Raw genomic sequence first — 14,794 nt, forward strand, 5'->3', positions numbered from 1 at the left:
TCTATGCCAGCCTTGACAAAAAAATTTGTCGGTGAGAGGCTCCTCGCATGAAGACAGAGACCTTGCAGGTTCCAGGCGCACAGCTCTACTACGAGGTCCAGGGTTCCGGCCCGGTCCTCGTCATGATTCCCGGAGGTCCCACCGACGCGGGCATCTTCGCGGCCGTCACCCACGTGCTCGCCGACCGCTACACGGTCGTCGCCTACGACCCGCGCGGCAACTCCCGCAGCGTGCCCGACGACCCCACGCTCGACCAGGACCCGAACGTCCACGGCGACGACGCGGCCGCGCTGATCGCCGCGCTGGGCGACGAGCCCGCGTACGTGTTGGGCAGCAGCGGCGGCGCGCAGATCGGCCTCAACCTGGCGGCCAGGCACCCTTCCCTCGTACGCACGCTGGTCGCGCACGAGCCGCCGTGCATCCCCCTGCTGCCCGACGCCGACGAGGTCATCGCCGGCATGATCGAGGTGGAGGCGGCCTACCACCGCGAAGGCGTGCCCGCGGGCATGAAGCGGTTCGAGGAGCTCATCGGCATGGGCGAGAACGAGCCCGCGCCGCCTCAGCAGCCGCCGACGCCCGAGCAGATGGAGATGTTCGGCAGGATCGGCGGGAACCTCGACTTCTTCCTCGCCCACGGGGTCAGGCCGCTCAGCGGCTACGCGCCCGACGTCGAGGCACTGCGGTCGGGTCAGCCCAGGATCGTCGTCGGCATCGGCGAGACCACCGAGGGGCAGCTCGCTCGCCGTACGGCGATCGCGCTGGCCGGCCGTCTGGGCGTCGAGCCCGTCGTCTTCCCCGGCGACCACGGCGGGTTCACGACCGCGGCCGAGCCGTTCGCCGCCAAGCTGGACGAGGTCCTGCGCGGCTGAGATCGGCCGGTGACCACGTGGTGGTGGCGTGAAGGGTCATGTCGGCGACAGGGAAACGCCTGGCGTCGACGTAACCCTTCACCGGCCTGCAGGACGCCGAGCACCACGAGCGCCGCTTCGACCGCGCCGAGCGCGGCGGCCTGCCGTGGCAGGCGACCACGCTCAACGCGACCGCCGTGGAAGGCGACCCCGCTCCACGCGACCGCCGTGGCAGGTGGCCGAGCGGGCACGCGCCAGGCGGAGGCGGCAGACCGGAGATCGCCCGTTTCGCCGCCGGCCCGCCGCTCGAGCCCGCGGCCGCGCCGGCACTTCTCGATCGGAGGGCTGTATGACCACCTACCGCGCCGCCGTACCCGCAGACCAGGCCGGAATCTACGCGGTCTGGTCGGCCGCCTTCACCGCCCCGCGCCTCGTCCCGCTCTACGAGACCGACGACGGCCGGTTCACCCGCACCTTCGTCGCGGAGGGAGCAGAGGGAGCGGAGAAGGTCGAGGCGGTCGTCTACTGGCTGCCGCGCCGCCTGCGCACCGCCGACGGCGGGTCCGAGCTGGTGGGCGGTGTCGCCAACGTCGCCACCCTGCCCGCCGCCCGGGGCCGCGGCCACATCAGGAGCCTGCTGGCCTTGGCCGCCGAGTCGATGACGGCGGCGGGCTGCGCGTGGTCGCTGCTGTTCACCGGCCATCCGGGCGTCTACGAGGGCTCGGGCTGGAAGGTCTTCCGCCAGCGTCGCGTCCGGGGCCCGCTCGCGGCGCCCCGGGTCAGCCCCTCGTCATCGTCCGTACGGCAGGCCTCGCTCGCCGAGTGGCCGCTGCTCGCCGAGCTCTACGACCGCCACAACGCGAGCCGTCCGCTCAGCACGGTCCGCACCTGCGACGACTGGCGGCAGCGGGTCCCACTCTTCTACGGCGCCCCCGTCGACCTGCTCCTCGACGAGGGTTCGGGGTACGTCGCGGTGCGCTGGCACGCGACGTCGGTGGAGCTTCTCGAAGTGGCGGGGCACCTGCCGCCGCTGCTGTCCCGGGTCGCCGCCGAGGCGGCAGGGCGCGGCATCACCGAAGGCTCGGCCCGTCTCACGCCGGACGATCCCGCGCTGCCGTACCTGCTGGCCGAGGCGCACGTCGTCCACGACACCTCGGGCATGGCCCGCCCGCTGGCCCGCGATCCCTCCGTCACGCTCAACGCCTCGAACGCCGTCCACTGGAGAGCCGACAACTTCTGAGCGTCACAGGGGCAGCGAGCCGCCCGGCTTGAGGGCCTTCATGGCGATCTGCGAGGTGAGCTTGTCGAGGCCGGGCAGGCGGCCGAGCTTCTCCAGGCAGAGGCGGCTGTAGGCGTCCATGTCGGCCACCGCCACCCGCAGCACGTAGTCGGGCCGCCCGAACATGCGCAGGCACTCGACGACGTCCTCCACCTCCATCACCGCCGACTCGAAGGCGGTGACGGTCTCGGCGTCCTGGCCCTCCAGCTCGACGTACGCCAGGACCTGGAAGCCGCGCCCGATGGACGGCGCGTCGACGACCGCCCGGTAACCGGAGATCACCCCGGTCTCCTCCAGGTTGCGCACCCTGCGCAGGCACGGCGACGGCGTCAGCCGTACGCGATCGGCCAGCTCGATGTTGCTGAGCCTGCCGTCCTCCTGCAGGAGGCGAAGAATTGCGCGATCCGTGGCATCCATGACTTCAGATGCTAACCGGGGCATAAAGTACCGCAAGTATTGACATCGAATATCCCCATCCTTGAAATAATCTCACGTCATGACGAGCAACGCCTTCATGAGTGGTACGCAGGCGCTGGTGCGGCTGATCGAGGATCAGCTGGCCGCGGACCGGAGGGCGGGCCTGGACACGGGCGCGATGGTCTCCGGCTATCCGGGGTCGCCGCTGGGCGGCTTCGACCAGGAGCTGGCCAAGAACACACCCGAGGGCGTGGTCCACCGTCCCGGCCAGAACGAGGAACTGGGCGCGACCGCGGTGTGGGGCAGCCAGCTCGTGCCCTCCCTGCCCGACCCGCGCAAGGCGGGCGTCCTGGGCGTCTGGTACGGCAAGGCCCCAGGCGTCGACAGGGCCGCCGACGCGTTCAGGCACGGCAACTTCGTCGGCGCGCACCCCGACGGGGGGCTGATCGCGCTCTGCGGCGACGACCCGACCTGCAAGTCCTCCACGCTTCCCAGCGCCACGGAGAGCACGCTCGTCGCGCTCGGCATGCCGGTGATCTACCCCGGCACCGTTCAGGAGCTGCTCGACCTGGGAAGGCACGCGATCGCGGCGTCCAGGGCGAGCGGCCTGTGGGTGGCGATCAAGGCGGTGGCCAACGTGGTCGACGCCACCGCCACCGTCAACCTCGACCCCGACAGGGTCAAGCCCGTCATGCCCGAGGTGATGTGGCAGGGCAAGCCGTACCGGCACACGCCCGACGCGACGCTGCTCACGCCGTACTCGCTGGACATGGAACGCACGCTGGTCGGGCCGCGCCTGGAGCTGGCGCGCGCCTACGCCCGCGACAACGACCTCAACCAGATCACCGTCGCGGCCCCCGACGCCGCGATCGGCGTGATCGCGGCGGGCACGGCCTACTACGACGTGCGCGAGGCGTTCGGGAAGCTCGGCATCACCGACGAGGTCCGCCTGCTGAAGATCGGCATGCTGTGGCCGCTCGAGCCGACGGTGGTCCAGGAGTTCGCGCGCGGCCTGTCGGAGATCATCGTCGTCGAGGAGAAGGCGCCGCTGCTGGAGGGGCTGGTCAAGGACGTCCTGTACGGCACGCCGAACCCGCCCGCCGTGACCGGCAAGGCGGTGATCCCGCAGCACGGCGGCGTCGACGCCGACCTGGTCGCCAGGGTCCTGGCCGACCGGCTGTCCATCGACCTGCCGCGCCGGCGCGAGCCGCTCAAGCTCCTCGGCCCTGCCCGCACGCCGTTCTTCTGCTCGGGCTGCCCGCACAACCGCTCCACCGCCGTCCCCGAGGGGTCGGTCGTCGCCGCGGGCATCGGCTGCCACACCATGGTGGTGCTCAACCCCGCGGGCAAGGGCGACCTGGCCGGGCTCACCCAGATGGGCGGCGAGGGCGCGCAGTGGATCGGGCAGGCGCCGTTCACCGGCACGCGGCACATCTTCCAGAACCTCGGCGACGGCACCTTCCACCACTCGGGCTCGCTGGCGGTCAGGGCGGCGGTCGGCGCCGGCGTCAACATCACCTACAAGCTGCTGTACAACAGCGCGGTCGCCATGACCGGCGGCCAGACGATCACGCCCGCGCTGTCGGTGGCGTCGCTGACCCGCTGGCTGGAGCTCGAGGGCGTGCGCAAGGTGATCGTCACGACCGACGATCTCGCCCGCTACCGGGGCGTACGGCTGTCGCCGATCGCCTCCCTGCGCGACCGCGCCGACCTCGAACAGGCCCAGCGGGAGCTGGCCGCCGTCGAAGGCGTCACGGTGCTGATCCACGACCAGCAGTGCGCGGCGGAGAAGCGGCGGCTGCGCAAGAAGGGCGACCTGCCCGACCCGGTGAAGCGGGTGGCGATCAACCAGCGGGTGTGCGAGGGCTGCGGCGACTGCGCGCAGAAGTCGGAGTGCCTGTCGGTGCTGCCGGTCGAGACGGAGTTCGGCCGCAAGACGGAGATCCACCAGTCGTCGTGCAACAAGGACTACTCGTGCGTCGAGGGTGACTGCCCCTCGTTCCTGACGATCATCCCAGGCTCGAAGAAGCGCTCGACCGCACCTGCGCCTCCCGAGATGCCGGTTCCTGACCTCCACGCGAAGGACACCACGATCAGGCTGGTCGGCATCGGCGGCACCGGTGTGGTGTCGGTCGCCAGGCTGCTCGGCAAGGCGGCGCTCATGGACGGACGCCAGTCGCGCGGCCTCGACCAGACGGGGCTCGCGCAGAAGGGCGGCACCGTCGTCTCCGACATCCGCCTGTTCGACGGCGAGGAGGACAGGTCGGGACAGGCCAGCGCCGCCTCGGTGGACGCCTATCTGGCCCTCGACGTGATCGGCGCGACCGACCCCAAGCACCTGCGCACCGCCTCACCCTCACGTACCGTCGCGGTGGTCTCCACCCACCTGTCGCCCACCGGCGGCATGGTGCTCGACCCCGCCACGCACGTCACCGACCTCGGGCCGCAGCTGACCGCGCTGGAGGCGCGCACCCGCTCGGTCGTGGCGCTCAACGCCGAACGCCTCGCCCAGGCGCTGTTCGGCGACCACATGCAGGCCAACACGATCGTGCTGGGCGCCGCGTGGCAGCTCGGGCTCATCCCGCTGTCGCTGACGTCGATGGAGAAGGCGCTCGGCGCATCCGCGACCGCTTTCCACTGGGGTCGCGCGGTGATCGCCGCCCCGTCGGCGGTGGACGCGCTCTTCCCCGCCCCCTCGGTGGCCGAGCCGTCTGCCGAGGTGCTGCGGCAGATCGCCTTCGCCGGCGAGGACAGCGAGCTGCACCGGCTGCTGGCCGTACGGGTGCCCGACCTGGTCGCCTACCAGAATCCCCGCTACGCGCTGCGCTACGTGGCGGCCGTCCGCGAGGTCCACGCGCTCGCGCCCGGCGCGGTCGCCGAGGCCTACGCCACGCATCTGCACCGGCTCATGGCCTACAAGGACGAGTACGAGGTCGCCCGCCTCCACCTCGACCCCACCGAGCGCGCCAGGATCGCCGCCGAGTTCGGCCCCGGCGCGCGCGTGGCCTACAACCTGCACCCGCCGGTCCTGCGCGCGCTCGGGCTCAAGCGCAAGCTGAGCCTCGGCCCGTGGTTCGACCCCGCCTTCAAGGCCCTCTACGGCATGCGCACGCTGCGCGGCACCAAGCTCGACGTGTTCGGCCTCGGCGAGGTGCGCAGGACCGAGCGATCGCTCGCCGCCGAGTACACCCGCGACGTGCTGCGCGCGCTGTCGTCGGGGGCGCCGGAGGAGAAGGTGCTCCAGCTCGTGGAACTGCCTGACGTGATCCGCGGCTACGAGCACGTCAAGCTGCGCGGCGTCGCCGACTACCGCGAGCGGGCGGCCGCGTTGCTGGAATCCACCGGCTGATCCCGTAGTCGCCCGGCTACTCTTTGTGGCCATGGTGGCCTTTCAGCATGCCGTACGGCACGCCGCCGAGGTAGCGGGCGTCCTCGACGAGCCCGCGCGGGCCATGGCGGCGCAGGCGTGGGTCGGCGGCGGCGCGCCCGCGTTCGCCGCCGAACTCGCCAGGCGGCGCGCCGCCCTCACCGCGGCCCTGGAGTCGGCCCTGAGCAGGCTCGCAGGGGAGGGCGACGCCGTCCCCTCGCTGGCCAGACCGGCCACCGCCATGACCGCCCTCCACGGCTCGTTCTCCGGCGTCGAACCCGCCCAGCTGCGGCGAGTGGTCACCGGCCTCACCACGGCGGCCGGCGAGCTGCCGCGCGCGGCCCAGAGCCTCGGCGCGCCCGAGGTCGCCGCCATCGGCTCGTGGTCCGCCGCCCAGGCCGACGACCTGCGCCGCCGGCTCGCCCTCATCCTGCGCGACGGCGGCACACCGGCCTCCGCGCCCCTGGTCGCCTTCGGCCTGTACGGCGGGCACGCCCCCTCCGCCGTCACCGCCCTCCTGACCGGGGCCGCGGGAGGTGACGCCGCCGCGCTCGCCCGGCTGGTGGACGTGCAGCGCCAGGCGTCCGACCCGACGCTCGCGGCCAGGGTGAACGCCTGGTGGCGCATGCTCGACGCCTCGGCCCGCGACCAGGCCGAGAAGGCGCTGCCCGGTCTCGGACTGCTCGACGGGCTGCCCGTGGCTCTCCGCGACCGGGCCAACAGGGCGCTGCTGGCGGGTGAGAAGGCCCGGCTCGCGGCGCTCCTCACCACGGTGCCGTCCGATCGGCAGCTCCTGCTGACCTGGCCCGCGTTCCTCGACCGGGTGATGCGGGAGCTGGACCACGTGAAGATCATCGAGGAGGGGCTGGCCCAGGGCGGCAGGAACGGGCGGCCTCCGGCGTACCTGCTGTCCTTCGACACCCGCGCCCTCGGACAGGCGGTGATCTCCTTCGGCGACCCCGACGCGGCGGACCGCGTGGTGGCGTACGTGCCGGGGTTGAACACGGTGCTGGCCTCGTACGGGGGTGACCTGAACAGGGCGGCCGTCCTGTGGGACCAGGCGCACTACTTCGCGCCGGCCCAGAAGATCGCGTCCATCGCGTGGCTGGGGTACCGGGCGCCGCAGATCGACTGGCAGCTGAACGTCCCGGGGAGAAGCGTGGCGGCGGACGGGGCGGCGGAGAAGGGGGCTCGGGCGCTGGTCTCGCTGACGGACGGCCTGCGCGCGAGCCACGGCCCATCGGGGACGGCGAAACTGACGATCCTGGGCCACAGCTACGGCTCACTGGTGACAGGGAAGGCGGCGGTGCTCCGCCCGGGCCGATTCGCGGACGAACTGGTCTTCGTGGGCAGCCCGGGGGTGGGGGTGCGACGGGCGGAGGAACTGGGGATGGGGCCAGGGCGCGTCTGGGCGGGAGAGGCGGCTGGTGATCCGGTGGCGGACCTCGCGCGCTTCGGCAACGACCCCGGAGATGACAGCTTCGGGGCGCGCCGCTTCTACGTCGAGGACGGACCCTTCTACCTGACCTTCAAGGCCCACTCCGACTATTGGAACGTTCACTCCAAATCGCTGAGAAACCTGGCCCGCATCGTCAATGGTGACCACCACAAGGTCACCACACATCCAGGAGCCCAGCCGTGATCCGCCTCAGCGCTCTGCTCCTGTTCGTTCTCGTCGCCTGTGGGGAGACATCTGCCTTGAACGAGAGACAAGCGACCGAGCGGGTCGAGCAACTCATTCGTGAATCGGTAGCGGTGATCAGACCACAACCCAGCCTTGAGTTGTATCGCCCCAGTCTCAACAAGAACCTTTGTCTGGGAGCAACGGACGGCGGATCCGAAGAGCGCGTCATCATCACCCGCACGTACTACCTTCGCGGCCTCCCGAAAGATCGCTTTGTTGATGTCGCCCAGGCGGTCAAGGCCCACTGGCAGGAGCAGGGGCACGTCATCACTCAGACGCGCGGCCTCGACACGGGAGAGCCCGAGATAGCGGCCCAGAGCCGTCCCGATGACTTCATCCTCTCCCTCTCGTGGACCCAGGGGGACGTTCTGGGCATCGGTGTGACCTCCACCTGCGTCTGGCCCGACGTGAAATGAGCTCGCTCATTACCTGGGGTCCGAAAAGGGCTGGGGTGCGATCTCCTCGCCCGATCTTCCTCCAGGCAAGCTCACTTCAGCGACATCGTCGGCGAAGGTTTCCGGGAGTTGCACCCCGGCGGCGTTCGAGCTGGTCTAACGCGGTCAGGACAGCTTCGACTTCTGCGCGGCGAACGTTCGCAGGCTCTGACGCCGAGGCACCTAGTGCACTGGTCGGACCAGTGGCTAAAGTGACGAACATGGACTACGAGCGGTTGTTCCGGCTTGACGGGCGGCGGGCGGTTGTCATCGGTTCGGGGAGCGGCATCGGCAGGGAGTCCGCGCTGGCCCTGGCCGCTCAGGGCGCCGAGGTGGTGTGCGCCGACCGTGACCTGCGCTCCGCCGAGGAGACCGCGGCCCTGTGCGGCGGGACGGCCGTCCCGCTCGACGTGCTCGACGGCGAAGCGGTCCGCGACGCCGCCGCGAAGCTCGGCGCGGTCGACGTGCTGGTGTTCACCGCCGCCACGAACGTTCGCAAGCGGTTGCTCGACTACTCCACCGAGGAGTTCGAGCGCGTCGTCGATCTCAACCTGCGTGCCTCGTTCGAGGTGGTCCGGGCGTTCGGCGCCGGGATGGTGGAGCGGGGGACCGGTTCGATCGTGGGTTTCGCCTCCATCAGGGCGTCGGTGACCGAGCCGGGCCAGGGCGTCTACTCGGCGACGAAGGCGGGCCTGGTCCAGTTGCTGAGGACCGCCGCCGCCGAGTTCGGCCCGTACGGCGTGCGCGTCAACGCGGTCGCCCCGGGTGTGGTCGAGACGCCGCTCACCCGGCAGATCAAGGACGATCCCTCCTGGTACGACGCCTACGCGGCCAAGTCCGCGCTCGGCAGGTGGGCGCAGGCTCCCGAGATGGCGGGCGCGGTCGTCTACCTGGCCTCCGACGCGGCGAGCTTCGTCACGGGCTCGGTGCTCTACGTCGACGGTGGCTGGACCGCGGTCGACGGCAGGTTCGACCCGCCCAACTGAGCAGCGCCCTGACCGGGATACCGTGACGGTCGTGCCCTGACCGAGCCGCGCACGGACCCGCGGGATACCGTCGACGAGCGCGAAGGCGACCACGGCAGGTTCGACCCGCCCCAACCGAGCAGCGCCTTGACCGAGCCGCGCACGGACCCGCGGGATACCGTCGACGAGAGTGAAGGCGACCACGACGGGTTCAGTCCGCCGAAGTGAGCCGCACCTGGATTGGGACGCCGTGGACCGTCTCGAACTCGACCACGGTCCTGCCGCCGGTGACCCGCGTCTCGCATCGGCCCTCGGCGCGACGCCACCGGCCGGCGAGCGTCACCCTCAGCAGGTGGGGGTGGCTGGGGCTGGTCAGCCACGGCCTGGACCACGGGCTGTAGTGGCCGACGTACCTGCCCCGCTCGTACTGGTCGTGGTCGATGCCGTTGTAGAGGCGCAGGTCGGGGTCGGCGACCGCGAGCACGAGGTCGTCGCCGTCCTGCCGGGTCATGAGCAGCGAAGGCGTGTCGACCTCGAGGACGCGGCCCGCCAGCCGTACCCGCTCGAAGATCGCGTAGCCGGTGACGCCGGTGGCGCGGTCGGTGACGATGTGCGCGGCGTCGTCGGCCCTGAGCACCGCGTACGGCACGTCGGCCGCGAAGGCCGCCATCCGCTCGGCGGTGGTGTCGACGACCATGGCGTACTCGTAGGAGGCGGCGCGCGGCGCGGTGCCGTGCCTGATCCACGCGGTGGAGAAGTCGCCGCTGGTCGGCGCCTCGGTGGCGTTGTTGCGTGAGGCCTGGGTCGAACGGGTGAGGCCGACGCGCTGACCCTGCCGGAGGTAGTAGCCGAGGTTCTTGTCGTCGAGCAGCCAGCGGGGTTGGAGGTCGAGGCGCTCGTAGGGGAAGGGGACGTCGGTCCCGTCCATGACGACGCGGCCGGTCCTGGTGGTCTGGAAGAGCGTGGTCTCGGTCTCGTTGGCGCCGTCGGCGTTGGCGATGCCGGTGCCGAGAGCCACGATCCGGTCGTCGAACAGGAACACCGACTTTTTCGCCCGGTGCGTGCCCTCGTACTTGGGGTGTTCATGCAGGTCCATGGCGAACATCCCGTGCTGTCCGTCGATGGCGCACGATCCGCCGACGCGGGAGTCGGTGAGGAGCATCTCCTCGATCGCCCCTGTCAGGTCGCCTTTGAGCGCGTCGAGGGACTTGTGGATCGTGGTGGTTCCCGGCCTGCGGTTCCAGTCGTAGCCCGGCTGGGCGTAGCCGCTGTCGAGGTTGGTGCCGCGGTGCACGACCTGGATCTGCCCGTAGGTGTTGTACCTGCCGTACCAGTTGGCGCCGACGTAGATCTCGGTGGACCACAGGTAGCGGTTGTGGCCGCGGACCGTGACCTGCCACTCGCCGCGCCGGTGGACGGTGAGCGCGGCGTAGTTGAGCGCCCAGTTCCCCGCCGGCGAGGGCTCGGCGGTGACACCTCTGGCGGCCAGCCTGGCGGCGAGCTCCTTCTGCTGCGGGGTGGGCGAGGCGGGCATGAGCCTGAGGAAGGCGGCGCCGATCTCGTCGTCGATGGGGGCCAGCCATTGGAAGGGCACGATGGACAGGGCGGTGGCGCCGCTGGGGTTGCGGCCGCTGATGGAGATCGGCCACTGCGTCCTGCCCGCGTAGACGCGCTGCATGAGCAGCGCCTTCTTCATCGCGCCGTACGCCTCGGGGGACACCGCGAACGCGCCGCCGCTCATCACGTACACCAGCGGGGCGAGCCCGGTGAAGCCGTCGCGGACGTAGTCGGGGAAGAAGCCGACGTGGTGGAAGGCGGTGCCGTCGATCTTGATGCCGTCCTGGATGCCGTCGGTGGGCAGCAGCGCGGCGTCGAGCCAGTCGCGCAGGGCCTTGAGGTAGGCGACCTGCTCGGCCTCGGTGTCGCGCAGGAGCACGGCGGCCAGCATCCCGCGGAAGGTCGTGTTGAACAGGTCCATGATGGAGCCGTGGGCCATGCGGTGCTTCCAGCCGCGGAAGATCCTGCCCAGTCCCGTGAGCCAGTCGAGGTCGGCGCGGACCTGCTCGAACCTGCCCGCCTCCCGCAGGGCGTCGCGCATGAGGTAGACGGAGTCGTAGTAGCCGCGCACGTCGTAGCCGAGGTGGTGGATCGTGCCCTGGCAGCTGCCGCGCGTCCAGCCCTGCTCGCGCAGGTGGTCGACGATCTTCAGGTAGAGGGCGGCGAGCGCGGGCCTGTCGGGCGGGCTGGCCTGGTGGCCCTGGGCGATGGTCTTCATCAGGTCGGTGCAGGCGCGCAGGGTGACGGGGTCGACGAACGCCTTCAGCTCGGCGGCGATCTCGACGGGATAGATCTGCGACTGGTAGGCGTGCACGGGACGCCCCATGAGCGCGTCGGTCTGGGCGGTGAGCGCGGCCACGTCCGGCTTGACCTGGGCGACGAGGTAATCGTCGTGGTAGCGGGTGACCAGCGCGCGCAGCGCGGCTGCCTCCTCCCCCGTCGGCGGCCTGACCTCGGGCTTGCTGGTGGAGAGCAGCCGGTCGAACAGGTAGAGGGCCTGCCAGTGCTGGTTGTCGTACTCGTCGCCCTCGGGGGCGATGCCGGGCAGCTGGTGGTCGCGGCAGGGCGCGTCCGGGCGCAGCGGCACGTTCAGCATGAGCTGGTCGAGATGCAGTCTTCCGGTACGGCGGGGCGCCACGATCCGCAGCGTGTCCATGTCGGGCCTGGGCCTGCCGTGCATGTCGTAGGCGTAGCGCACCCACGCGGTGCGCCAGCCGGAGTAGTTCAGGTGGAACTCGAACCACACGTCGGTCCTCGAGCCCCTGCCGAACTCGAACCGCACGACGTCGTCGACCGGGTTCTCGTTGTGGATCCACACGCAGAAGGCGTCGACGAGCCCCTGCCAGGCCTGGTCGTCGCCGAGCCGGTACGGGTCGGGCGCCCATCTGAGCGGGGCGCGCACGGTGATGACGGCGCGTTCGGCGTGGTCCCAGCGCAGGGACTTCTTCCCGCAGACGGCGACCTGGTCGCCGATGGCGAGGCCGTCGCCGCTGAAGTGCGGGGGGACGGCGCTCTCCAGCAGGAACACCGGCGGGTCCATGGCCATCGCCCGTTGTTCGAGGTCGGCCGGCGCGGTGACGGTGGGGAGCGCGGGCAGCAGCGCCGCACCTTTGATGACGGTTCTGCGCGAGATATTCGCCACGATCATCATCCAACGCGAAAACTAACTTCACGTCCAGAGACCGGACCCCACCGCCACAGGACCTACGGCCGTATGATCGCCATCCGCGTCACCGTGAACTCCTCGATCGCGAACCGGGGCCCCTCACGCCCGAGCCCCGAGTCCTTCACCCCGCCGTACGGCATGTTGTCCGCCCTGAATCCCGGCACCTCGTTCACCACGACGCCGCCCGCCTCCAGCCGCTCGATCGCCGCGAACGCCGTCGCCAGCGACCGGGTGAAGATCGACAGGTGCAGGCCGTACCGCGACCTGTTGACCGTCTCGAAGGCCTCCTCCAGGCTCCCCACGGTCCGCACGCACACCACCGGACCAAAGATCTCCTCCTCCCACGCGGCCACCCCGTCGGGCACGTCGGCCAGCAGGGTCGGCGCGATCGCCCGCCCCTCGGGCACCCCACCCGTGACCAGCTCGGCCCCGGCGGCCACCGCCTCGCCCACCCACGCCAGGACGCGTGAGGTGGACCGCTCGTCGATCAGCGCGGCCACCCGGGTGTCCTGGGAACGCGGGTCGCCGACCACGACCTCCTTCATCCGCGCGGCCAGCAGGTCGAGGAACTCCGTCCGCACCGCCTCCTCGACCACGACGCGCTGCACCGAGATGCAGGCCTGACCCGACGCGTAGTAGCCGCCCCTGATCACCGCGTCGGCGGCGGCCTCCAGGTCGGCGTCGGCCGCCACGACGAGCGCCGCGTTCGACCCCAGCTCGAGGAGCACCTTGGTGGGCGCGGCGTTGCGCGCGATGGCATGCCCCGCCGCCGCGGACCCCGTGAAGGAGACCGCGCCGATCCGCCGGTCCTCCACCAGCGTCCTGCCGACCTCGACGTCACCTGTGACGAGCTGCACGGCGGCGTTCGGGAGCACCCCGACCGAGCGCAGCAGCTCCACCAGCCCGATCGTCGCCAGCGGCGTCGAGGGAGCGGGCTTGACGATCACCGGACACCCCGCCGCCAGCGCCGGCGCGATCTTGTGCGCGGCCAGCAGCAGCGGATAGTTGAACCCGGTGATCCCGACCACCACCCCGATCGGCCGCCTGGTCCAGAACCCGATCAGCCCCTCCCCCGAGGGCAGCAGGTCCATCGGCACGGTCTCCCCGTGCAGCCTGGCGACCTCCTCCGCCGCAGTGGCCAGCGTGACCAGGGTCCTGGCCACCTCGACCTTGCAGTCGACCAGCGGCTTGCCGGTCTCCAGGACCAGCAGCCGCTCGAACTCCTCCCTGCGCGCCGCGAGCGCGTCGTGCGCCCCCGTCAGCGCGGCCCTGCGGACGTGGGAGGGCGTCCTCGCCATCGCGGGAGCCACGGCGAGCGCCTCGTCGAGGGCCCTTCTCGCCAGCTCCGCCGTCCCGACGGGCACGTGCGCCACCGTCGTGCCGTCGTAGGGGAAGACGACCTCGGCGCTCTCCTTGACCCGTACCCACCCGTCTCCGACCGGCAGCCCGTCCATCACGTCCGACCCCCTCATGCTTGCTTGCGTGCGCTCGGGAACACATCCAGGTACGCCGACGCGCCCTCCCTGCCGGTGGCATGGAGGACGGCATGCGCGACCGCCCTGCTGAACACGTCGGCCGCGGCGGCGAGCACGTCGTGAAGCTCGGTGTCCTCGGGGCCCGGGCGCCCGCAGGTGGACATCGCGAAGATCGTGTCGCCGTCGACCATCGTGTGCGCGGGCCTGATCGCCCTGGCGAGGCCGTCGTGCGCGACTCCGGCCAGCTTGCCACACTGGGCCTTGGACAGCGTGAGGTCGGTGGCGACGACGCCGATCGTGGTGTTGAACGACGGCGCCTTCGTCGGTTGCCAGCGCAGGAACTCGTCGTGGTCGGGCTCGCGGACGTGGTCGAACTCGCCCGGTAGGCCGTACCTGGTGCCGGACAGCAGGCCGCTGCCCGGGTCGAGCACGGATCCCGCGGCGTTGACGACGGCCAGGGCGGCCACGGTGATCCCCGAGGGGAGCACGGCGCTGGCCGTCCCGATGCCACCGGCCAGTCCGCCCGCCATCGCCCCCGTTCCGGCCCCGATGGACCCGTTGAGCGCCGAACCTTCCGGGGACGCCGCCGCGGACGAGAGCGGGCTGCGGGAAGGCGCGGGGGCAGGCCTCGCCTCGAGGGAGGGTGCGGAGGCGAGGGCGGCGTCGTAGGCCGCGGCGCCCAGGACCGCGTCCGGCGTGGCACGGAAGCGTCCGCCGCGCCCCAGGTCGTAGATGACCGCCGACGGCACGATCGGGACGACACCCTCCGCCACGGGGAACCCGACCCCCGCGTCGGCCAGGCGCTCCATGACCCCGCACGCGGCGCTGAGGCCGTACGCGCTGCCGCCGGTCAGCACGATGGCGTGGACGCGTTCGACCAGGTTGCGCGGATCGAGCAGCTCGGTCTCGCGGGTGCCAGGGGCGGCTCCCCGCACGTCCACTCCCGCCACGGCCCCTCCGGGTGGGGCGAGCACGACGCTCACCCCTGTCCGGTAGCCGTCGCCGATCCGCTGCGCGTGTCCGACCCTGAGCCCGGCGACGTCGGCCATCGAGTTGGTGGGACCCGGCCTCATCGGGTGCTCCGGGGACGAATCGAGCGGCG

10 protein-coding genes are annotated in these 14,794 nt (G+C 71.4%); 6 read left to right on the plus strand and 4 right to left on the minus strand.

Translation table 11 applies throughout. The features are described 5' to 3' along the window. The first annotated feature begins 47 nt into the window (after positions 1-47). Positions 48-869 carry an alpha/beta hydrolase gene (locus tag AB0B45_RS40735; RefSeq protein ID WP_358142551.1) on the plus strand — a complete coding sequence of 274 codons (822 nt, stop codon included), beginning with the start codon at positions 48-50 and terminating at the stop codon, positions 867-869. Between the two features lie 328 nt (positions 870-1,197). Then, positions 1,198-2,088: a GNAT family N-acetyltransferase gene (locus tag AB0B45_RS40740; RefSeq protein WP_358142554.1), complete on the plus strand. Its 891-nt coding sequence runs from the start codon at positions 1,198-1,200 to the stop codon at positions 2,086-2,088. Positions 2,089-2,091: 3 nt separating this feature from the next. On the opposite strand, the gene AB0B45_RS40745 is transcribed toward AB0B45_RS40740, so the two are convergent. Further along, entirely contained in the window at positions 2,092-2,544 is a 453-nt protein-coding gene (locus tag AB0B45_RS40745) for an Lrp/AsnC family transcriptional regulator (protein ID WP_358142557.1), read from the minus strand. Positions 2,545-2,623: 79 nt separating this feature from the next. On the opposite strand from AB0B45_RS40745, the gene AB0B45_RS40750 reads away from it, so the two are divergent. The 4 genes from AB0B45_RS40750 (at position 2,624) to AB0B45_RS40765 (ending at position 9,015) form a co-directional block, all read left to right on the plus strand. Beyond that, positions 2,624-5,893: an indolepyruvate ferredoxin oxidoreductase family protein gene (locus AB0B45_RS40750; RefSeq protein ID WP_358142559.1), complete on the plus strand. Its 3,270-nt coding sequence runs from the start codon at positions 2,624-2,626 to the stop codon at positions 5,891-5,893. Positions 5,894-5,924: 31 nt separating this feature from the next. Beyond that, positions 5,925-7,553 (plus strand): alpha/beta hydrolase, encoded by a 1,629-nt coding sequence (locus AB0B45_RS40755; protein WP_358142562.1) that lies wholly within the window; start codon positions 5,925-5,927, stop codon positions 7,551-7,553. Then, complete coding sequence (locus AB0B45_RS40760; protein ID WP_358142565.1) at positions 7,550-8,011, plus strand: hypothetical protein; 462 nt, start codon at positions 7,550-7,552, stop codon at positions 8,009-8,011. The genes AB0B45_RS40755 and AB0B45_RS40760 overlap by 4 nt, the downstream gene beginning before the upstream one ends. Positions 8,012-8,250: 239 nt before the next feature. Further along, positions 8,251-9,015 carry an SDR family oxidoreductase gene (locus tag AB0B45_RS40765; RefSeq protein ID WP_358142568.1) on the plus strand — a complete coding sequence of 255 codons (765 nt, stop codon included), beginning with the start codon at positions 8,251-8,253 and terminating at the stop codon, positions 9,013-9,015. Positions 9,016-9,205: 190 nt separating this feature from the next. Here the strand turns inward: AB0B45_RS40765 and AB0B45_RS40770 are convergent, their stop codons facing one another. The 3 genes from AB0B45_RS40770 to AB0B45_RS40780 form a co-directional block, all read right to left on the minus strand. After that, a complete protein-coding gene (locus AB0B45_RS40770; RefSeq protein WP_358142571.1) occupies positions 9,206-12,193 on the minus strand; it encodes a chondroitinase family polysaccharide lyase in 2,988 nt (995 codons plus the stop codon). Between the two features lie 62 nt (positions 12,194-12,255). Next, positions 12,256-13,689, minus strand: coding sequence for an aldehyde dehydrogenase family protein (locus AB0B45_RS40775; protein WP_358142574.1), 1,434 nt, complete (start codon positions 13,687-13,689; stop codon positions 12,256-12,258). Beyond that, positions 13,686-14,765: a P1 family peptidase gene (locus AB0B45_RS40780; RefSeq protein WP_358142577.1), complete on the minus strand. Its 1,080-nt coding sequence runs from the start codon at positions 14,763-14,765 to the stop codon at positions 13,686-13,688. The genes AB0B45_RS40775 and AB0B45_RS40780 overlap by 4 nt, the downstream gene beginning before the upstream one ends. Positions 14,766-14,794: the final 29 nt, after the last annotated feature.

Origin of the sequence: Nonomuraea sp. NPDC049152, from assembly GCF_040648355.1 — a bacterium.
In the GTDB taxonomy this organism is placed as follows: Bacteria; Actinomycetota; Actinomycetes; order Streptosporangiales; family Streptosporangiaceae; genus Nonomuraea.